The sequence below is a fragment of the Peribacillus sp. P4_B1 genome (genome assembly GCF_056402395.1).
On sequence record NZ_JBFUHM010000014.1, the window covers coordinates 1 to 20,969 of the forward strand.

11 protein-coding genes, 1 rRNA gene and 3 riboswitches are annotated in these 20,969 nt (G+C 41.4%); of the genes, 1 reads left to right on the top strand and 11 read right to left on the bottom strand.

Annotated elements, in window-relative coordinates; genetic code table 11:
- From AC1DVK_RS10180 to AC1DVK_RS10215, 8 genes are all read right to left on the bottom strand, one after another.
- Nucleotides 1-155, bottom strand: a 16S ribosomal RNA gene (locus tag AC1DVK_RS10180); the annotation flags it as partial.
- Nucleotides 156-567: 412 nt separating this feature from the next.
- Nucleotides 568-2,637, bottom strand: a complete 2,070-nt coding sequence (ptsG, locus tag AC1DVK_RS10185) for a glucose-specific PTS transporter subunit IIBC (RefSeq protein WP_477626402.1) — start codon at nucleotides 2,635-2,637, stop codon at nucleotides 568-570.
- A gap of 214 nt (nucleotides 2,638-2,851) precedes the next feature.
- Nucleotides 2,852-3,694, bottom strand: coding sequence for a glucose PTS transporter transcription antiterminator GlcT (gene glcT / locus AC1DVK_RS10190; RefSeq protein ID WP_125162882.1), 843 nt, complete (start codon nucleotides 3,692-3,694; stop codon nucleotides 2,852-2,854).
- 153 nt (nucleotides 3,695-3,847) lie between these two features.
- Nucleotides 3,848-5,179: an NCS2 family permease gene (locus tag AC1DVK_RS10195; RefSeq protein ID WP_089364198.1), complete on the bottom strand. Its 1,332-nt coding sequence runs from the start codon at nucleotides 5,177-5,179 to the stop codon at nucleotides 3,848-3,850.
- Nucleotides 5,180-5,286: 107 nt separating this feature from the next.
- Nucleotides 5,287-5,388, bottom strand: a riboswitch (purine riboswitch).
- Nucleotides 5,389-5,612: 224 nt separating this feature from the next.
- A complete protein-coding gene (gene guaA / locus AC1DVK_RS10200) occupies nucleotides 5,613-7,169 on the bottom strand; it encodes a glutamine-hydrolyzing GMP synthase (protein WP_061461258.1) in 1,557 nt (518 codons plus the stop codon).
- A gap of 142 nt (nucleotides 7,170-7,311) precedes the next feature.
- A riboswitch (purine riboswitch) is annotated at nucleotides 7,312-7,413 on the bottom strand.
- 36 nt (nucleotides 7,414-7,449) lie between these two features.
- Nucleotides 7,450-9,645, bottom strand: coding sequence for a DUF4129 domain-containing transglutaminase family protein (locus AC1DVK_RS10205; protein WP_477626403.1), 2,196 nt, complete (start codon nucleotides 9,643-9,645; stop codon nucleotides 7,450-7,452).
- Nucleotides 9,642-10,835 carry a DUF58 domain-containing protein gene (locus tag AC1DVK_RS10210; RefSeq protein WP_477626404.1) on the bottom strand — a complete coding sequence of 398 codons (1,194 nt, stop codon included), beginning with the start codon at nucleotides 10,833-10,835 and terminating at the stop codon, nucleotides 9,642-9,644. The genes AC1DVK_RS10205 and AC1DVK_RS10210 overlap by 4 nt, the downstream gene beginning before the upstream one ends.
- Nucleotides 10,835-11,791: an AAA family ATPase gene (locus tag AC1DVK_RS10215; RefSeq protein ID WP_410863102.1), complete on the bottom strand. Its 957-nt coding sequence runs from the start codon at nucleotides 11,789-11,791 to the stop codon at nucleotides 10,835-10,837. Before AC1DVK_RS10215 ends, AC1DVK_RS10210 begins: the two co-directional genes overlap by 1 nt.
- Before the next feature lie 169 nt (nucleotides 11,792-11,960).
- Nucleotides 11,961-12,181, top strand: a riboswitch (cobalamin riboswitch).
- 264 nt (nucleotides 12,182-12,445) lie between these two features.
- On the opposite strand from AC1DVK_RS10215, the gene AC1DVK_RS10220 reads away from it, so the two are divergent.
- Nucleotides 12,446-12,814, top strand: a complete 369-nt coding sequence (locus AC1DVK_RS10220) for an ABC transporter substrate-binding protein (RefSeq protein ID WP_477626405.1) — start codon at nucleotides 12,446-12,448, stop codon at nucleotides 12,812-12,814.
- A gap of 279 nt (nucleotides 12,815-13,093) precedes the next feature.
- On the opposite strand, the gene essA is transcribed toward AC1DVK_RS10220, so the two are convergent.
- From essA to essC, 3 genes are read right to left on the bottom strand one after another with little or no spacing between them, the layout of a single operon-like run.
- Entirely contained in the window at nucleotides 13,094-13,576 is a 483-nt protein-coding gene (essA, locus tag AC1DVK_RS10225; protein ID WP_061461254.1) for a type VII secretion protein EssA, read from the bottom strand.
- Nucleotides 13,563-16,490 (bottom strand): type VII secretion protein EsaA, encoded by a 2,928-nt coding sequence (gene esaA / locus AC1DVK_RS10230; RefSeq protein ID WP_477626406.1) that lies wholly within the window; start codon nucleotides 16,488-16,490, stop codon nucleotides 13,563-13,565. Before esaA ends, essA begins: the two co-directional genes overlap by 14 nt.
- Nucleotides 16,483-20,964 carry a type VII secretion protein EssC gene (essC, locus tag AC1DVK_RS10235; protein ID WP_477626407.1) on the bottom strand — a complete coding sequence of 1,494 codons (4,482 nt, stop codon included), beginning with the start codon at nucleotides 20,962-20,964 and terminating at the stop codon, nucleotides 16,483-16,485. Before essC ends, esaA begins: the two co-directional genes overlap by 8 nt.
- Nucleotides 20,965-20,969: the final 5 nt, after the last annotated feature.

Sequence of the window (20,969 nt, forward strand, 5' to 3'; positions counted from 1 at the left end):
CCGAAGTTATCCCAGTCTTATAGGCAGGTTGCCCACGTGTTACTCACCCGTCCGCCGCTAATCTCAGGGAGCAAGCTCCCATCGATTCGCTCGACTTGCATGTATTAGGCACGCCGCCAGCGTTCGTCCTGAGCCAGGATCAAACTCTCCGAAGAAATGTTTGACTTGCTCATTTTGCTTTTTTGATAGTGTGTGCTCACTTAAAATTTAACGTTGGCGCTTTGTTTTGTTCAGTTTTCAAAGAGCAATATTTTCCATCGCTTATTCAGCGACTTAATTAGTGTAACACCATTCGAACTTCATGTCAACAACAAGTTTTAATTTCTCTTGCTTGCCTTCACTGTCTCAAGCGGTGTATTTAATATATTAGCACCTGCATGTAGACAAGTCAATTAAATCTTTAAAAATTCTTTGTTTATTCAAGAACTACCACCTCCTTCTATATAAACACTGTTTCATTTTATTTTGAAGCATAGAGATTTTAATATCCCAAATGCCCAGCCCTGCTAATGAATAAACAAAAACAGAAGGGCAGCTAATTATAGCCACCCTCCTGTTCTTGAATGTTTATTTGCCGATAGAAATTACGTCCGATTCTTCCCTGTCTACATTCCCCACCTTTTCAATCTTCACACTTTCACCCTCAGAAAGGTTGGTAAAGACGATTGGCGTAATTATAGAAGTTGCATTGTTTTTGACATATTCTAAATCAACTTTAAGCAACGGCTGTCCGCTTGTCACTTTGTCTCCTTGAGCGACAAGTGCTTCGAAGCCTTTGCCTTCCAACTTAACTGTATCGATCCCGACATGTATTAAGATTTCACGTCCAGCATCGGAAACGATACCTATTGCGTGCATAGTCGGGAATAGGTTAACGATCGTACCATCAACAGGAGAAACAACCAATCCTTCCTCCGGCAAAATGGCAAACCCATCACCCATCATTTTTTCAGCAAAGACTGCATCAGGCACTTCCGTAATCGGTTTTAATTCGCCTTTAATAGGTGAAATAAAGCGCTCGGAAACTTCTTCCGTCCGTAAAGGTTTCGGGACGATATCCTCGATTTGTTTTTCCACGCCCTCTTCAGGAGACGCTTCTACTTTTCGAGGCCTTTTTCCATCGATAATATCCTTCATTTGCCCTTTGATCGTTTCTGAACGAGGTCCGAAGATCGCTTGGATGTTATTGCCAACTTCCAGCACTCCAGCGGCTCCAAGTTTCTTCAACCTATTTTTATCAACGTTACCAATGTCATTCACCGAAACACGAAGACGGGTAATGCAAGCATCTAAGTGAGAAATATTTTCTTTCCCACCCATAGCATCCAAGATATCCCCAGGTAGACTTCCAGCTGTACTTGCAGATCCCCCCGTTTCATCGTCCTCTTCCACTTCACGACCAGGAGTTTTAAGGTTAAACTTCCTTATTGCAAATCTGAATCCAAAGTAATAGATAAGTGCAAAGACTAAACCAACCGGGATAACAATCCAAGCATTGGTTTGAGGATTAATTAAACCAAACAGTACGTAATCGATCAAACCACCCGAGAACGTCATCCCGATTTTCACATTCAGTAAATGCATGGTCATGAAAGATAGACCTGCAAACAGACAGTGGATTCCGAAAAGTACAGGTGCAACAAATAAGAAAGCAAATTCAAGTGGCTCAGTAATCCCAGTCAAGAAAGATGTAAGTGCCGCCGAAGCCATCAAGCCGCCGACTATTTTCTTTCGTTCCGGTCTTGCTTCATGATAAATGGCCAAAGCTGCAGCCGGCAACCCGAACATCATGAATGGATACTTACCAGTCATGAAAGTACCTGCCGTTAAATTCTGTACGCCATCTTTAATTTGCGCCATGAAGATGGCCTGGTCACCTCTGACTGGCGTTCCCCCGCCTTGAGGGATATAGCTGCCAAATTCAAACCAGAATGGCGAATAGAAGATATGATGCAACCCAAACGGAATTAACGCACGTTCCACAACCCCGAACACGAAGGCTCCCAGTGTCAGGTTAGCACCTAACATATTTTCGGAAAATGCATTTAATCCCGATTGAATCGTTGGCCAAATCAAAATCATCAACAACCCAAGAATAACTGCGCTTGCAGCTGTTACAATGGGTACAAAACGTTTACCTGCAAAAAATCCTAAATATGAAGGCAGTTCAATTTCATAAAATTTATTATACATAACAGCAGCCATGACACCGACAATAATACCGCCGAACACGCCAGTTCCCAACGTCGGGATACCCAGAACATTGCTGTACACCGCACCATTATTCTCAATGTCGGCAGTGTCAATTCCAAGGACAGTTCCCATCGTCACATTCATAATCAAGAACCCGATAATCGCCGCCAGCCCGGCAACACCCTCTCCACCAGCTAGCCCAATCGCGACCCCCACAGCAAACAACAAGGGAAGATTCCCAAAAATAATATTTCCGGCATTCTCCATGACCGATGCGATCATTTCAACTCCGCCACTCGCAAGAAACGGGGCGATATCCAATAAAGTCTCGTTTTGCAATGCATTACCAAACGCAAGCAATATTCCGGCCGCTGGTAAAATGGCTACTGGAAGCATCAAGGCTTTTCCGATTTTTTGCAAAACACCAAACAACTTCTTAAACATAGGTTTTCCTCCTCTTTACTGTTTTTCCATGCTAATAAAACGGTTACATTTAATGATGGACTTCATCTTCCCACGCAACAGAGTTCTAATACAAAAAAGGCATAAGCAAAGATAGGATTGATATGAAAATTCAGGTATATAATACCCTCTTTCATAACAATCATTCTCCTCACTTATGCCTGATCGAATCAGTAACACGTAAGTTAATGTATTTTTATTTTATTTTCTTTTGTAATCGTTGAATATGCATCGTTAGATAGACAGCTTCCGCATCACAAACCGGTTTGCCTAATTTCTGTTGCATAATTTTTATTAGCTTCCATGAGATATTGTAACACAAGGGATATTCTTCTTTCAATAGCAATGCAATTTTTTCAGGTTCATCTACTTTTTCCCCAGCCAACACCCTGTCTATCATGAATCTTAAATGACGGACCAAACGTGTATAGTCAATGCTTTCCTTATTAATTTGTACGTTGAGCTGTTCCTCAACGACTTGGATAAGATGGTAGATTAATTGTGAGTGCTGATTGACTTCCGATAAGTCTTTATTTGCTATTGCACTATGAATATGAAGCGTAATAAAACCGATTTCCCCTTGGGGAAGGCCTATGCCTGTCTTATCCTGAATTAAGTCGATTACATCAACAGCAATATCATGTTCAAACGGATAAAGGGTTATCGTTTCTTTCAAGAATGGATTTTTGATAGTCATTCCTTGTGAAACACGCTGAAGGGCGAACAGTAAATGATCAGTTAAACCGACATGTATATGTTCATTGAGTTTTCCAGTTACTCGATCGTTAATGAGATGAATGGATTCTATGATGGCAGCTTGAAGACTTTGATCGATCTGCGGTAAAAGTTTTTTATAACTTTCCTGTTCCTTAACATTTTTTAGAACGAATGTTTTTTCCGCAAGTTCCGGACTTAATTCTTCGCCTTTCTTTCGGTTAAAGCCTAAGCCCTTTCCAATAGAAACTACTTCACCATACGACGGATGCGTGGCAATCACCACATTATTGTTCAAAACCTTTTCAACGATAAAACCATTCATTTTTCTCCCTCATTTTTTCCCAAAGTCATCCCAATGCCCCATACAGGATAAAGTACTTAGTACTTAGTCCTTTTACTATACACGATAAGACCTTTCTCTTACAACATGAAAGAAGAGCCCCAAAATCAGGGCTCTTCTAACTTACTCACATTATTACTTCAAGAAAATGAAATATAGAAGGAAGACGACTCCAAGTCCCCACATGATTGGGTGAACTTCTTTAGCCCTTCCTTTCATCGACATAGTGATCGGATAGAAGATGAATCCACAAGCTATCCCTGTCGCAATTGAATATGTCATAGGCATCATGATAACGGTAAAGAAGGCCGGAACCGCAATTTCAAACTTCTGCCAGTCAATGTTTTTAAGTGAAGATGCCATTAATACTCCGACTATAACCAATGCCGGCGCAGTTACCGCAGATGTCACCACTGAAAGAAGCGGGAAGAAGAAAAGGGATAGGACAAACAGTAAACCTGTTACTACAGCAGCAAATCCACTTCGAGCACCAGCAGCAACACCTGATGTAGACTCTACATATGATGTAGTGGTGGATGTACCAAGAATTGCACCTGAAACGATGGATAATGAATCAGCTAGTAATCCTTTTCCCACTCTAGGAAGTACATTATCCTTCATCAGTCCAGCTTGTTGCGCAACAGCCACTAACGTACCGGCTGTATCAAAGAAAGCTACGAACAAGAAAGTCAATATCACGATTAACATTTGACCAGTGAAAAGATCACCGGGATTTCCGAGGGCATCGAACGCAACCCCGAATGTTGGCGCTATGCTAGGAACGGCACCGATTATTTTCTCCGGCACCGGAACTTGTCCAAAGATCATTCCTGCAATGGCCGTAATGACCATTCCTATGAACACGCCGCTTTTGACGCCTCTCGTCATCAAAATGACGGTTACGACAATTCCGAACACGGCCAATAAAGTATTTCCTGATGTCAAGTCGCCCAGTCCGACAAGTACACTGTCATCATTCGTGATGATTCCAGCATTCTGAAACCCTACAAAGGTAATGAATAAACCGATACCAGCTCCGACAGCGTATTTCAATTCGACCGGAATTGCATTAATGATTTTCTCACGTATTCCCGATAGGGAAAGCAAAACGAAGATTATACCTGAAATCAATACCCCCGTTAAAGCTGTCTGCCAAGGAATCCCAAAACCAAGTACTACGGTAAAAGCGAAGAAAGCATTCAATCCCATGCCCGGGGCAAGCGAGATTGGATACCTGGCTATAATCCCCATCAATATCGAGCCAATCGCGGCTGCTAAGGCGGTAGCGGCAAAAACCGCTCCGTAGTCCATTCTCAATTCATCCGGATAGTCCTCGATGCTTTGTAAAGTCAGCATCACAGGGTTAACAACCAGGATATATGCCATTGAAAGGAACGTAGTTAGTCCCCCAAGTATTTCACGGCGATAATTAGTTCCCAGCTCATTAAACCGAAAATAGTTTTTCATTATGAGTCTCCCCTATCATAAAATCATAAGCCAACAGAAAATGCCCCATTCACTTTTGAACGGGGCTTGACTGCGGTCATGTAAAGAAGTGGCGGTTTATCCATAACTCGCCAATCCATACACATCGTAGTCAAGCCGTTCACGGCAGCTTGGTAGAAACTTTTGGGCCATATCCCCAATATTATACGACAATTATGTTTTTTTATTATTATAGGTATAGTGTACCAATCACTAAAATAATCGTCAATATACCAAACGAATATCTTTTATGTAATTTTAGGCAATGTTCGCTTTTCGCTATATATCCCTTACTTATTATGGCTATATATTCGCCAACATACGGGAAATGTAATTAATCTACATATTCAAAAATTATTTTAACCAAAAAAAATCAGTGAAGGAAAATTCCTTCACTGATTGGATGATCAATCTTCTATTCCCACTCGATAGTCGCAGGCGGCTTAGACGTAATGTCATACACGACGCGATTTACATGGTTTACTTCATTAACGATTCTCGTCGAGATGATTTCAAGTACATCCCATGGGATTCTCGCCCAATCGGAAGTCATTCCGTCGATGGATGTAACCGCTCGGATCCCGATTGTGTAATCGTAAGTACGGGCGTCGCCCATTACCCCTACACTACGGATGTTAGGAAGCACCGTAAAGTACTGCCAAATTTCACGTTCCAAACCATTCTTTTTAATTTCTTCACGTAATATATGGTCAGACTCACGAACGATTTCAAGTTTTTCATCTGAAATTTCGCCTAATACACGAATGCCTAAACCAGGACCTGGGAATGGTTGACGCCAAACGATTTCATCTGGAATGCCCATTTCACTTCCAAGTGCACGCACTTCATCCTTGAATAAAGTGTTCAATGGCTCGATCAATTTAAATTGCATATCTTCCGGTAAACCGCCAACGTTGTGATGCGATTTAATTGTTTGTGCAGTAGCCGTACCACTTTCAATAATGTCTGTGTAAAGTGTTCCCTGAGCAAGGAAATCAATGCCTTCGAGCTTCGTTGCTTCGTCATCGAATACGTAGATGAATTCGTTGCCGATGATTTTCCGTTTTTGTTCCGGATCTGAAACGCCAGCAAGTTTCGATAGGAAACGTTCTGATGCATCGACCTTGATTACGTTCATATTGAAGCCCTCACTGAATGTTTCCATTACACCTTCGGCTTCTCCTTTACGTAGTAATCCATGATCAACGAAAATACATGTTAACTGATCGCCAATCGCTTTATGAATCAAAACAGCAACAACGGATGAATCCACTCCGCCGCTCAATGCGCATAACACTTTTTTATTTCCGACAGTTTGACGGATTTTCTCCATCTCGACTTCAATGAAGTTCTCCATTGACCAGTCACCTTTGCAACCACAAACGCCGAATACGAAATTTTTCAAAATGTCATTTCCATAAACTGAATGACGGACTTCCGGATGGAATTGTACGGCATACAATTTACGTGACTCGTCACTCATGGCCGAAATTGGGCAAGATGGGTTCGTTCCATCAATCTTGAAACCTTCAGGCGTTTCCACCACTAAATCACCATGGCTCATCCAGACGATTTGTTCTTTCGGCAGATCACTGAATAACTTGGACTCATTTTGGATGGCAAGTGCCGCTTTTCCGTATTCACGGTTTTTCGCTGGTTCCACTTTTCCGCCAAAATGTTTAGTCATAAGCTGCATGCCATAACAAATACCGAAAATCGGTAGGCCCATTTCGAATATGCGTTCATCACAACCAAATGCAGTTGCATCATAAACACTATTCGGGCCCCCTGAGAATATTATTCCCGTTGGGTTCATTTTCTCGATTTCCTCTACAGTAATTGTATGAGGATGAAGCTCACTGTACACACCAAATTCACGGATACGACGAGTGATCAATTGGTTATATTGGCTTCCGAAATCAAGTACTACGATCATTTCCTGGTTCTTTTGCAATTCTGTTTTCCCCGGCACAAACGTCACCTCTATTAATGTAATTCACTCATAAAATCGAGTGATACTTTCTTATAAAAAATATTATCATAAAAAAAGAAAAACTAAAAATCCACCCTCAAAAATACACAAAAAGTATAGACGAAGGCAGATTTTCAGCTTTCCTGTTAAAATCCGCCTTCATAGTCAAATCATTTACGGTGATTCGGTAGAAACTTTCGATCCATATTATCGAGGATATATGAAGGATATATTAGTTTAAGTTAGTTTTTGTTATTGTATCAATATAATAAAAACCTGGTCAAGAGCTAGTTTTTCTCATTAAGCTTTCCCAACCCTTTTGAAAGTGTTTCCATTCGCGATCTTCCACGTCTCCACGATATATCATTAACTCGTATGCAGCCGTCAATTCACTCATCTCATCTGTATCGTACACTACATCCACATAGGCGGCATACTCCCTTAAAGTTTGCCCCTCCGGACGAACTAAACCTGCTCGCTTTAATTGTTTCAGTAATATTAAATATGCTGTCGTAAAACGAGCACCTGATTTGTTTCTATAATGAAGAATCTGCAGATATGGAATCCACTTCCTTCTGGAAAAATAACCTATTGAAGCAAGAATCATTACACTTAACAGTGTGATGGCAGTCCATTTTAAGAGCCCTTCCATGCCCCCAATACCCATTTTGCCTGATGATTGAGTTTCCCTATCGGGTGTATTCTGGCGTTCCCTGGTCTCTTTCTTTGTTTGTCCTTCCTTAGTTGGGCCAGAGTTCTTGATCTCTTCCTGTTTCAATTCCGAATCGTAAAATTCAACTTCCCCATCGAAACCCTTTGTCGGCTCGAAGGGGACCCAGCCTATCCCTGAAAAATAAACCTCGGCCCAGGAATGTGCATTATTATTGGTCACCTTATAAACAGATTCACCATCATGGATTGATTTTTCCCCTTCCGTATAGCCCTTTACCCACCTGGCAGGTATATTGGCGGCACGAAGTAAAACGACCATTGCACTTGAATAATTATCACAATACCCTATCTGCGTCTCGAATAAAAATTGATCGACATAATCTTGATTTGTCTCCGGATACGGAATATCGTCCTTTGAATAAATGAATTCAGGTCCGTCAAAATAATCCTCTATTGCTTTTGCTTTATCGTACCAATTCGATTCATTTTTTGTAAGTCGGGATCCCAATTCGTAGATCCGGTTTGGCAATCCCTCTGGAAGCTGTGTGTTTTTTTCCATTAACAAATCCATCGATTCGTCAGGTTCTGTGGTTTTCCTTAACTCAGCTATATCAAAACTCGGCATATCATAGACCAGCTCATACTCTTTCATGACCAGTCTTTCGCCATTTTCCCGTTCAGAAATGACCTTGTCCATACCCTGATAATATTTGAAATCGATTCCGCTTTTGGCCTCAATCTTTTTTAAATACCCGGACTGCGGATGAATTATATGGGAATACGATTCCGTCATGGACAGTTTTGCTGTCATTTCTTCTGTTTTAACCACTTTAGGAACGTCATAAATATTTAAAGATGCCATATCCTGACCGTTGGAAAAAGAGTGAAAGTCCTTTTCCAGTATGGAAACCCATCCTTTCCCGGTATAAACATCCTTGTTCTCCACTTTCCAATAATGTCCTGCAGGTGCATTATTATAAAAAACGGTGGAACTATCTGGCTCTATCGAACCGCCAAGATCCGAATCGTCTTCATCATATCCGACACTTTTCCCCTTCGAACTACCGTCTTCTTTCAGGGCTTTATCAGAATAAGAAGTAATATAAGGCACTGGGTCCGGCCACTGCGGAGTGAGTTTTGGAGCACCGAAACCAACAAGGACACTTACCGATATCATTCCGGTCAGCATCAAGATCCATTTATTTATGGAAACCATCGGAAACCTAATCATCTCCTGTATCGTTAGACGCAGCAGGGACAGCAGACCGAGCATCAAGAACCCGATGCTGATGATTCTTATCATTGCCTTATCCCCCACATAGGGAGTGAATGTATCTAGTACAGAAATGAAAATCACCGTTAACATAAAAAAGAAAAAGATGCTTTGCCTCACCATCACCCAGTAATGGATCAAATACGATACAAGCCAAAGAAGGGTAAAAAACAGAAACGTCCGAAATGGATTTGTTATCAATTCCCAATTCCCATCGTATATATACCCTAGGTTTCCCGAAAAATCCACTAGAAATCCTTTCAACCATGATAATTGAAATAAAGCGTTTTTCGAATGAAGGAACTGTAAAGAAATCATTATATAAGCACTAATGAGAATAAACCGGATTGACCAATGCACGCGGAAATAGTGCAGCAGTAAGGAAAAAATCAAAAATAGAACAAAAATGATGATATTCCCTGTATCTGTGAGTTTATCGACAGGCCTTAACCACTCAGTGATCAACAACAGACCAAAGATATATAGGAGGACATGCATGAACCTTTCCAACTTTTCGGTAGTGACTTTCATTTCGCCATCACCTCTGATAAATCACACTTTAGTTGGCCATGTTCAAAAAAGCTAACCTTTATCCCCCTCGAGACTGCTGTAGATCTTGACACTTTTTCCTCATCAGTAAGATCTGCCGGTTTCTTCACGCATAACATCAATCCATTATTAGCACGGGAAGCACTCAACATGTCCACCTTTTCTAAGGTTAAGTCTGAAACAATGAATATCACAGCAGCGTTTGCCGGAAGGATTCCCTTCCATATCTTTTCGTCCAATGCGTTTACCTCACTTGGTTCTTCTTTAGCAAGTCGGTAAAAAATCTTTCGTCTATGGTTATTGCCTGCTCCTGTCGGTATGATTACCCTCGATCCCATACTTGCATACCCGATCTCCATGCCTTTTTTTAACATGGCATGTGCAATGGAAGCCGTCATTACAATGGATTCTTCAAATAAATCCGAAGGCTTATTATCAAGCATGATGAATAAATCCCGGTTTTTCTGCACTTCGAATTCCTTCGTCATGATTTCACTCGTTCTAGCCGTCGCCTTCCAGTTAATCCATGACAATTGATCGCCTGGCTGATACTTCCTTACCCCGGAGACCACTGAATGTTCCCGTTGTGTTTTCTTTGTTGAACCCACCGCCCCCTGATTGAGCACTCGATCAAGATCACTGTAGGCAAGCTCGTGATAACGAGGAAAAACGGTTATTTTCAAAGGTGAACTATATATCGCTTCCTTTTCGACCAGCCCGAAAAAGTCCCCAATCCAAAAGCGGATCGATTGAAACGAATGTTCTCCGCGTGGCAAGTTTTCCAATGTATATGACATACTGAAGGTACGCTTGAACCCCGGAAAAATCATTATTTTCCTTTGGAATCCGCTATCTTCCATCCTCTGAGGCAATTCCTCCTCTACCAACATAAATAATAGGGGCATTAGGTTTTTACGGGTAAATGTAAAGACTATTTCAACAGAATCTCCTGGATAGCATTCCCGTTTATTGCTCTTTCTCTCAACGGTAAAGGCATGCAGCGGATAAAACAGCAGAATCGCAGCGTAAGTAGAAAATGGCAAAAACGAATAAAAAATAAACCAACTGACAAAACCACCTTGAAACATTGCAAAGCAAAAGGTAACGGCCATGAGTGATACCAGTCCGATCACACTCATATTTCCCCTTGAAATGCTGATGAATTTGCCCATTAAGTCACAACCCGCTTTACAGGCACTTGAGTCATCGCGACAATTTCATGTATCACCATCCCGGTATCGAATCCATCATAATTCGCTTCGGGTTTCAAAATAAGCCGGTGGGAGAATACGAATGGAACTAAATATTGAACATCGTCCGGTAAAACATAGTCCCTGCCCTGGATCAAAGCGTATGCTTGGGCTGCCTTCATCAACGCTATCGATCCACGCGGGCTTACCCCTAAATAAACCCCTTCATGTGTACGGGTTTGATTCGCCAATTCAACAATATAACGTTTTATTGAATCATCCACTATCACCGCTTTTACCTCTGCCTGTAATGATATCAATTCATCTATGGTGATGACGGATTCCAGCTCTTCAAGCGGTGCCATATATTGAGCCCTATGAAGTACCTCTATCTCTTCTTCCACACCTGGATAGCCAATGTTCATTTTTAATAGGAATCTATCCAATTGAGCCTCTGGAAGCGGATATGTTCCCTCGTACTCAATGGGATTTTGTGTTGCCATTACGAAAAAGGGCTTATCCAATCCTCTTGTGATACCATCAATCGTCACACTTGCCTCTTCCATGGCTTCAAGCAAGGCAGACTGCGTTTTAGGCGAGGTCCGGTTAATTTCATCGGCTAAAATAATATGGCCCATTATCGGTCCTGGCCTAAAAATGAATTCTTGTTCCTTAGGATTAAAGATTGAAACACCCGTTACATCAGAAGGCAGTAAATCAGGCGTGAATTGTATACGCTTAAAGCTTGCACCAATTGATTTTGCCAGCGCCCTTACCATGACTGTCTTTCCCACACCCGGAACATCCTCCAATAAGACATGTCCACCGGAAAGAAGTGCCACGATGCTTAGTTCTGCTATATCCCGTTTTCCGACAATCACCTTTTCGATATTACCCAGAACCATTTCAAGTTTCTGATTGACCTGCTTATAACTCATTCTCTACCTCCTGAGATTTCCCTTTCATTTCATATCTTTTCTATATCAATGCCAACACGCTGTTTACATTAAGATCCAATTAAACCTTACATTGTAAGTTTACTAGATATTCAGTAATCCATAAACGAATTTCTCTAAATATATTAATACTGCTTAATGAATAAGGTTTGGCAAACTGTTGCTAATAAGTGCTGCCTTGTCAGCTTATTAGGGAATTCGGTTTAAAACCGAAGCTGTTTCCGCAACTGTAAGTGCTACTGATATAAGATGCGTACCACATATTCGAGGATGTAATCACACGCCGATTGCCGTCCACATAGCCCAAACGGGAAGGCTCTTAGAGTAAAATGACGCACGAGCCAGGAGACCTGCCTTTTTTTACCGTATTATGCTCTTCGGAAGATAGGAGATTGTACGGCTCTTCCACCTTTTTTCTACTAAAGATACATAGATGCCCGATGCCGGCCAAACCTCTTGGTCGGCTTTTTGTTTTGCTGCAAAAAGCGATACGGAGGTCATTCACCCAACTACGATGATGTGTATGGAGATATCGGGAAGATCGCAAAAGTCATGGGCGTTACCGAAGAAGGGGGTAAATTAGTGAAGGATATCAAATCCAAATTGCAAGTGTCGAGGAAAAAGTGGAAACTTTAAATGAAAAGGAACAAACATAATTTGAAATTAGTCCTGCTCGGAAATCCATACACCAGGAGGGAAACCTTCCAACAAGAAACCTTGGACAATGCCGGCATTAAAAACATCTTTGCTGACCAAAAAGGCTGGGTTAAAGTATCCGATGAAGAAATCGTCAAGAGAAACCATAAATCCATCATTACCACTGCCACGTTTGCAGAAGATGCTGTTGATGAAATTAAATCGTGTACAGGCTGGGAAGATATCAATGCCGCAAAAAATGATGACGTCCATTTACTTGATGAAAATGTCACGTCACGTCCTGGACCAAGGATCGGGGAAGCTGCTGAACCCGGAGCAATAACCGCTTATCCTGACCTGGTCAAATAACTCAGAAAGAAAGGATACTCCGGTCATTAGGCAATAAATCTACGATCACATGATCTATTTATCTTAAGGAATTAAAAATGCACCAACTTCCTTTCTTTCTTGTTTATGCTAAAATAAATGCAATCCACTCATAAGATATAAGAGGAACTGATGAACATGTATAAAAAATTCTTCATTTTGATCTTCGCAGCCGCCCTTCTTTTAGGGCTTATTAAAACCATTACGGATATGTAGCAAAAACAGCCCGAGTCCTGACATTAGTCAGGACTCGGGCTGTTTTCATTTTCGTTTAACCTCTCCATTAAACTTACCCATTTTCGGGATAAGGATAAAAAACAAACAAACAACAGAAAGTGCCAAAACGATGCCGAGCAATATCGTCAGGTCAAAATTAAGGGAAGGCTCTGTTTCTTCTTCGCTTCTCGTTCGAATACTGACTTCCGAGAATAATCCAAGCTGTTCTGATTTTGAAGCGATGGTATTATTTTGATTCTTCGTTACCGGAGAAAGAAACAGTGAATCCTTCACCGAATCCATGACATCATATTTCCCTCTTTCAAAAGTAAGGTCCTTTTGTTCTTCAGGCAATCTCCGCTTCTGCTCCAACAATCCTTCCTCATGGAAATATTCCGTTTGAATATCAATATCATTTTCTTGATATTCATTGGGCTCCACCATGGGTTCCTCTTCTGCCCCGCCATGCGGTGTATGGCTAAAGAACATGAAGAATAGGACTGCCATTACGTATTTAATCCACTTCATGGGCCATTTCTCTTCTTTCTGTAAGACGCTTCACTATATATGGAATGACCGTTCCGATAAGCGTCAGTACAATCAAAATGATAATAGCCGGAATGAATGCCGACTGATTACCGAATTGAATGGACATGTATGCGTCTGCAACCGGGTGGTCGACATTGAAATTAGGCATGATTAAATCCAATAATGGAATGGTAAAGAAACTGATTAAACCAATCACAAGGATAGAACCTACAAACGGACCAATTGAGAAGGCAAGCCGGGTAAACGCTGAACAGAAGAATAAAAGCAGGACAGTGAAAACGGTCCATTTAATCTCCTGCATATCGCCCAGTGGATAAATCTTCAAACCATATATGCTGATTATTAAACCTACGCTCAGATTCAATAAGGTAAACAAAGCCGCATGGACCATCATTGGCATGGTTTCATAATGATGCAGGAAGAAACCGATCAATAACCCAGAAATAAGTATAATCACCAACATGACAATTGGCGGGATATTGACCTTTTCCTGATGAAGGACTTCCCCGCTGATTTGAACGGGATTCGCTAAATATTCATACACATACCCGTTCTGCTGATCATCGACTAGAGTGTTGTTCAAGACACTATATACGTCCGTCTTGATTTTTACGGTTGAGTCTACATTTTGGGACCAATTATCATTAAGCTGATCGGCCCTTTCCTGTACGGACCCCACTTTCGCTTGCAGGTCTGCTGTTTCCTCCGTAACCGTGTCTTGCCGTTCCGCTACAGAATTGACAAGGGCGGAAATGAAGCCGACAGTTTTTGCCGTATTGTCTTGAAGTGAGACAAACATTTCACCATCAAGGTTCACTGGAGGTTCTGTCCCTATATCAGGATCTCCCATATGATCTGATAAATTGGCAGATACTCCTTGAGCCCGTTCGGTAATTGCCGCCAATTCAGCTAAAGTTGCTTTCTGCCCTGATTCGACGTTTGCATCATATTCCTTCATATAACCCATAATGGAGTCGGAGAACATCCGAAAGTTTTCATTGACTCCTGCCAAACTTGCTTTGACGGGTTTTGCTTCTTCATCTACATTTCCGGAAACCCCAATTTTCAAGTTTTCCAATTCTTTTATATTGGCTGCAAAAACCTTATCTACATTTGCTTCCGTGACTCTTTCAGCCAATTCTCCATAAGATGAGAGTGAACCATAATAGGCAAGCAGGGTGGTTGAATCCCGGTTAGTGATAGGTTTTTCAAAGGCCTTCACCAGCATTGCCCGCCTTTCTCCCCCCACTTTTTCAAGGAGTGCCTGTTCGAGATTCTTGATCTCTGTGATGGTCTCGTCAATTGTCATACTCTGGATATCCTGTAATTTTTGAATATCTTCCTGTGACTTCTTCCACTGATCACCTAAATCCTTATAATTCGTGCTAAGATCATTATAATCAGTCTGTAATTGCGTAAACTGTGCAAGCAGATCATTATATGAATCTACCAGTGTATTAAATTCCGTTATCACTTCATTATAATTTCCCGTTCTGCCGTTTACCGTTCCGCTAAGATTATTGATTTCAGTTTGGAGTTCTGCTGTAAGAATATTGATTTGTTCAGCGGTTCCTTCACTCCCCTCTGCCGGCACCAAACTTTCAAGTGCCGTGTTGATGCCATTTATTTGATCCAGCAGTCCCTGTAGCGACAGTTCACCAATCGGGTCCTTCTTTGAAGGAGCAGCCTCAGATTCACCTTTACCCGTTTCCGTTTCAATATCTTCTATAGATGTCGGTCCTTCACCAATAATTCCCCCATCACCAGAGCCGCTTGCAAGATTTCCTCTTTGCATAAGCAAGGTAGACTGAAGGTTTTCAAGACCCGCCTCTTCAGATTGTTTGAATTGTTCAATCGAGCTTTGTTGATCTTGGGTGATTTTCGTAATTTGTTCTACTTGTTTGTCTTTCATGCTTGTTGAAAACTCTTCCAATTCATTATTACTAGAATCAAGTTTCTGCTGCATGACTTCAACATTCCCATTAATGCCTTGGTCATTTAGACTGTATTTCGTATTCATCCCTTGCTGAATCTCAGGTACAGATTGGTTCCCCTCATTCAACACCTTGTCATATGATCGTACACTGTCCATGATAAGCTGCTGATTTTGGGCCGAGGTTTTCTCAAAAAGGTTACTTTGAGCTTTTTGATATTCCTCAAAAGAGGCTACATCCTTCACAAAGGAAGCCATCTGGGCTTTAGTGTTCCCTATTTCACCCATCATTTCATTACCCGTTTTCCCAGCATCCTTCATCTGGGCAAAGACTCCTTCAAGCATGTCCCTATGTTGTTTGATTTCCCCAGCAAGGCTTTCCGAGCTTGGAGTATAAAACTCATACATTGTGTTTTGAAAAGCGATTTCTTTAGCAAGGACATTATCGAACTTCTTACGGATGTCCTCAACTGATTGGGAAACGTAACTCCAATACTGTGTTGAAATATGCTTATTCATTTTATTCTTTGTCTTTTCTAATTCCTTTTGTACCTTCTCCATATTCTCTGCATTCAAACTTGTTTGTACCTTGTACTTAATTCCCGCCTTAACAGGCTGCTCATCATCGAACGTATAAATATTCTCTGAAAAATCGGATGGGAAATATATAACTGCATCATACTTTTCATTTTCAAGTCCACTTTCCGCCGTACTTCTGTTAACCACAAACCACTCATATTCAGAATCCTTGTCCAAGGTAGTAACTAGCTCTGAACCCACGTATATGGGATTGTTGTTAAATTCAGTGCCATTATCTTCATTGACAATCGCGATTTCACGAGAAGCCGTTTCTGTCTTTTTCATTGGATTTTGGCCAATATAAGAAAAAAACAGGATGGGCAGCGCTAAGATCACCAATATTTTACCGATTAATAACATCGGTTTTATTTTTTCAGACACTCTCTTGCACTCTCCTTCTATATTCACTTAGAGGAATTTGGATTTTACTTTCCTGACCGTTTAGTACAAAATATCCGTAACCAGGCTGAATTTCTTCTTCTTTTCTCGAATAGGAGAGCGTATACAAGCTTTGGTCTGATTTTTTAAGAAGCAAAACAGCCTGTCTGACTTGTTTCAATTCAGTTGTCAACGAATCATATCCCTTGGTGAAGTCGTTAGCATTTCCAGCTACGATCAGACTAAATCCTAAATGGCTGTACTGTTTCATCAGGCCACTGATCCTATCCTGAATCCTGCCGTCGATCGTTTGTTGAATCCTTGAAAGGCTATCTATGACAAATATGATGGATGGGAATTCCAGCTGCTTCATCGGTTTCATTTCCAATGCCGCTAGATATTGTCGTTCACGATCTTCAAAGATTTCAGTGATATGATCGAGCCATTCGGATATCTGATCTTTCGTTTCCACATAACGTACAGTCTCAAATAAAGCATATGAAGATAGTCCACGATCGACTCCGTCAAACAAACCAATTTCTCCAATTGTCTGTGTAAGCAACGATTCCAAGAGCACTTTAAGGACATTCGTTTTCCCTTTACGTGACTGTCCCACGACAAGCAAGAATGGATTGGAATTCAACTCCACGGAAACAGGCGTAACGCTCTCCTCTGACAGCCCGATTGGAATTGAATCCTTCTTAATGGCTTGTGAGCAGTAACTCTTGAAGCTGCTTGAATCAAGACGTGCCGGTAACATCGGAATCGCCGGCGGTTTGGCCATTTCCTTATATTTAACCTTATGATCTGCCACGGCCCGTTTCATTTCTTCCAAAACGGCTATATCATCCGCTCCATCGGCTGGTAAATAAACCTGCGTGAGATAGGTTTGGTCCTTCTTCACCAACGCCCTTCCCGGAACAGGTTCATTTTCATAGAGGGTCCTTCCCAGAACAGAATATTGTTCCGAACTGTCCATTAAGTAATGGACGACCTTCGTCTTAAGACTATTCATTAACGGCTGGCGAATCGCATTGATTCTCGTTGCCGTTAAAATCATGAAAATTCCAAGTGATTGCCCATCACGTGCAAACTGAATGAGCTGTGCTTCCTGGTCCAGCATTTCATCCTTCACTAAATCGAAATTGTCGACCACGATAAAAATGATCGGCAATTTATCCTCCACTAATGCGTTATAAAGCTTTATGTTACTAAGCTCCCTTTCTGAAAAAAGCTGCTTACGCCTTTCCATTTCCGCTTTCATGAACAACATGAATTTTTCAATTTTCCTTAACTCATCGAATCGAAAGTAATCCCCTGTGTGAGGCAGCTGGCGCAATGGCAGTAAAGCGCCATTCCCGAAATCGAAAATGTAATAATGCAGTTCTTCAGGAGTGAATTGATCTGCAAAACTAAAGAGAAGGGTCAAAACGGTGGTTGACTTGCCGTATCCGGAAGAACCAAAAATCCCAACATTCCCATCCTCAATCCAGTTATAGATATAATTTGTCTGGCTCTGCAATTCGGGCTCATCCTTCATTCCTAGATGGAATTGATACATCGCCAGGCTTGTCTCAGCATTTCTCGATAGACGGTCTTGAAGAGGCTGAAGCCATGGGCTTGCCAACTTCTTAATCTTCATTTCTTCCTGCGTCTTCACAATATGATCCGCAACGGCTTCAATTTCACTTATCTTTTCTTTCCTCTTATTAGTAATTTGTTCCGATACATTTGAGATTTGGACAAGACCAAGGTCTGTGACGAATGCCACTTCATCCTCAGATCCAACCGTATCCTCTAAATATGGTGCACCGCTCCAAGCTGACTGAAACAGTTCATACACCTCATTATTTCCTACCTGCAAATATCCCCGACCGGTGACAGTAATATTTGCGGCATCACTATTTTTAAGAATTTCCTTACTATCATTTGCATCCTGCACTTTTAAAGAAATTTTAAAACGGGCATTGCTCCAAATCTGGTTATCAATAACACCGCCTGGCTTTTGCGTGGCAAGAATCAAATGAACACCCAAGCTCCGTCCAATTCTTGCCGTACTCACTAATTCGCGGATGAAATCAGGTTCTTCGTTTTTAAGTTCGGCAAACTCATCAGATATCAAAAATAAATGTGGTAACGGTTCATCCGCTTTGCCCTCTTTGTATAAATCCGTGTAATCATTGATATGATTGACTTCGTATCGATCAAACATGCGCTGGCGCTTCTTCAATTCGCTATTGATGGAGGCTAGTGCCCTGGCACTGAAGTTCTTGCTTCCCTCAATATTAGTAATTACTCCCAGCAGATGAGGGATCTGCCTGAATGGCTGTGCCATTCCACCGCCTTTATAATCAATGAGCAAAAAAGCAACTTCATGTGGATGATAATGAACGGCTAATGATAGGATGTAAGTTTGCAGTAATTCACTTTTCCCTGACCCTGTCGTCCCGGCAACCAATCCATGGGGGCCATGTGCCTTTTCGTGCAAGTTCAATTCAACCCTATCCGTTTTCCCTTTCAATCCAATCGGTACTGCCAAGGATTTGGAGGACTGATTGGTCCGCCAGTTTTGGCTGATAGGAAGCTCTTCCACTTCACGTGCTTTCAATAATTCCAGAAATGAAACCGTTTCTGGTATTGAATTGTTCATGCCCTTTTGATGATCTAGTGAACGCAGCGTACGTGCATATCGCTCATTTCCTTCCGATGTATGTGCATCAAGTGTAAAAGGAGTATGAACAGCCTTCGTTTGCTGGATGAGAATCTCACCTTCGCGATCATTTATATACTTCACAAGTGTATGGACATTTTCCGTCAAACTCTCTTTTGCATCCGCAGCAAAAATCGTCGAGATACCTAAATCGTCTGTTTTACCTTCTAAATATTCCAATATGACATGCTCTGCAATTAAATTACGATCCGTGACAATAAAGACAAAATGGGGAGTGGATCTCGCTTTCCCTTTGTTCTCATCCATATCTCTTTCCCTCAATAGCTGATAAATCGAAGTCAGCAGCTGATCGCGTGATTGCTCATTGTATATAAAGCCTTTTGCATAGGCATGTGGCAGTTGAAAATGAGGGAGCCATTTCATCCATTCCCATTCTTGGTAATCCTTTTCCGGAAAAATGGCCACAAAACGAACATCATGATAACTATGAAAAAAGGACAGCTGTCCAATCAATTGTTGCAGTTCGCGTTTAACAATCGATTCCTTTCCGACAAGGCCCATCGATCCGCTTGATAAATCGATGGATAACGGAAGATCATCCAGGTTTTTGTATACATCCACAAGTTCCTGCGACTGCTCAAGTAAATCATCTATATCCCGATTGGACATATCGTTACTATTTGCCGAAACCTCATAACTTGAGGGTACGGTCGCCGTTCCGATCTTAAAGTGGAGAGCGTCTTCACTCTCCAACGTTCTCTCCCAAATACGGTCGCTGATACTATCAGTTAGATGCTTCATCCTTTCAAAAGAAGGGTAATGATAGAACAGCACTTTCTTTTGCTTTTCAGACAGCTCTTGCAGTTCTTCCCTCTTCTGGTCTAGATACCTGGTATACACACGTTGACGTTTCTCATCTCTGAATTTTTGCTTCTTTTTGTCTTTAAAGTATTGAACCGTCGAGGTTACTAAAGTCGTTGTGAACATCACAATCGATATGATGATGAAAATGCCCCGAGGCTGAACGATCGTGATGACCCCCATGACAATAAGCATCATTAACGGCGGCATCAGGATTAACCATAACCCTCTATTATTATCTTCCGATTCTTGGCTTGGAAATGATATCGTCACTTTCTCATCCGGCAATTCATAGATCATCCTTGGTGTCCGGCGATATTGTGGATAGCTTTTCTTCATTTCAGAGATTGGCTTCTTCATTTTAGATAAAGTTGTTTCATAACTCTCCGCACTATGAATCATCAATAAGTCGCCTTCAATCAACCTAAGCAACATGTTTGGCCAGCAAATCAGATCACCATTTTGAACGGGAGCAGCCTTCGTTACCTTTTCACCATTCAGGAAAATCCTACTTTTTTCTTTAGGTATGAGAAGCCACTGCCCTTTATGAAGAACAAAGGAAAAGCCATTGCCGGGAACAGGTCCTTCTTTACGGAAGGTTGCTCCCTCCTTGGCCGATATAGTGATTTCTTTCAAGTTGCCAATATAATAGAGGCTTTCTTCCAATTCCCCTGCCGTATAAAAAATCTCGACCGTTTCTTCTCCTTCATGAAAGGTGAAGCTTTGGAATGGTTTTACATCGCCAAGCTTCTTTCCCTCCCTAAACACCTCATATTCATTAAGCCCATCATGCTTTCTCAGCTTGATGGATCCATGTTCAAAGGGAAGGGAATAGACGGTGATCGTATCCTGTTTTGATGGCCCTATCGTAAATGGACCGTTATGATTATCCTTGATCGTATAGGACTGGTAGGTCCCCTTAGAATAAATCCATAATAAACTCATTAAAT

What these genes read in the sequence shown, in the direction of transcription:
- AC1DVK_RS10210 (WP_477626404.1), bottom strand. Translation starts at nt 10,835, where the DNA reads ATGGGCAAATTCATCAGCATTTCAAGGGGAAATATGAGTGTGATCGGA.
- glcT (WP_125162882.1), bottom strand. Translation starts at nt 3,694, where the DNA reads ATGAATGGTTTTATCGTTGAAAAGGTTTTGAACAATAATGTGGTGATT.
- ptsG (WP_477626402.1), bottom strand. Translation starts at nt 2,637, where the DNA reads ATGTTTAAGAAGTTGTTTGGTGTTTTGCAAAAAATCGGAAAAGCCTTG.
- AC1DVK_RS10215 (WP_410863102.1), bottom strand. Translation starts at nt 11,791, where the DNA reads ATGAGTTATAAGCAGGTCAATCAGAAACTTGAAATGGTTCTGGGTAAT.
- AC1DVK_RS10220 (WP_477626405.1), top strand. Translation starts at nt 12,446, where the DNA reads ATGAAAAGGAACAAACATAATTTGAAATTAGTCCTGCTCGGAAATCCA.
- essA (WP_061461254.1), bottom strand. Translation starts at nt 13,576, where the DNA reads ATGAAGTGGATTAAATACGTAATGGCAGTCCTATTCTTCATGTTCTTT.
- AC1DVK_RS10195 (WP_089364198.1), bottom strand. Translation starts at nt 5,179, where the DNA reads ATGAAAAACTATTTTCGGTTTAATGAGCTGGGAACTAATTATCGCCGT.
- AC1DVK_RS10205 (WP_477626403.1), bottom strand. Translation starts at nt 9,645, where the DNA reads ATGAAAGTCACTACCGAAAAGTTGGAAAGGTTCATGCATGTCCTCCTA.
- essC (WP_477626407.1), bottom strand. Translation starts at nt 20,964, where the DNA reads ATGAGTTTATTATGGATTTATTCTAAGGGGACCTACCAGTCCTATACG.